Source organism: Halorubrum sp. SP3 (assembly GCF_005435195.1).
GTDB classification, from domain to species: domain Archaea; phylum Halobacteriota; class Halobacteria; order Halobacteriales; family Haloferacaceae; genus Halorubrum; species Halorubrum sodomense.
This window is the reverse complement of record NZ_SGTU01000222.1, coordinates 1-670: the sequence shown is the minus strand read 5'-3', so window position 1 is coordinate 670 and position 670 is coordinate 1. Positions and strand designations below refer to the sequence as shown.

The window sequence follows — 670 nt, the reverse complement described above, 5'->3', positions numbered from 1 at the left end:
ACTTTGCGGCGGCTGACGATTCCGCTTGACCCGCCACGCGAGCGGTCTCGACTTCGTTTTCGACCCATGGGACTAAATCACCGATAACCGCTGATTATCTCCGTTTTCTTGGTGTTAACGTATATTCTTGGCGGCGAGCCGGTGTCGCCAGCCATCGAATACGGTGCCTGGAACGAACGGGACTCGTCGGGGCGCCGTGGTGAACCGACGATATTAGTTGTTAGTATTCGCAGTTTCAGCGGTTATCTGAAGCGTATAACTACCATCCGCAGGCAGATCGCTAACCCCGCTATCGAGCAAATTAATCGAAATTCCAAAATTAATCGACTCCCCAGCGCTGAGTGGCGAATTATCCGAATAGTAGCTGTCTGAAATCACGTCGTCTCCGTTATCTATTGTTGATTGGCTGCCGTTATTCCCGTTTCCGCTAGGGGAAACAGTAAAATCAAATACGCTGTCAAGCTCGCTCTCTGTGAGATCACCACCGGTAATAAACTCGAGATTGAGTGTTTCCACATCTTGCGTACCGTTGTTCGTAATCGTGACCAGATTTCGGAAGACAGTCTTCGCGTTCTGATTGAGGCCAGACGCGTTACCATCGGTATCGTCGTTATTCACGAGGGTTATCTCGATAGTGCCATCACCAGGACTATCGACATACTCGTTGCCC

At 50.3% G+C, this 670-nt stretch carries 1 pseudogene; it reads right to left on the bottom strand.

Annotation, left to right across the window (positions count from 1 at the left end):
* Window positions 1-213 precede the first annotated feature (213 nt).
* A pseudogene (locus EXE42_RS16315) lies at window positions 214-670 on the bottom strand (hypothetical protein); the annotation flags it as partial.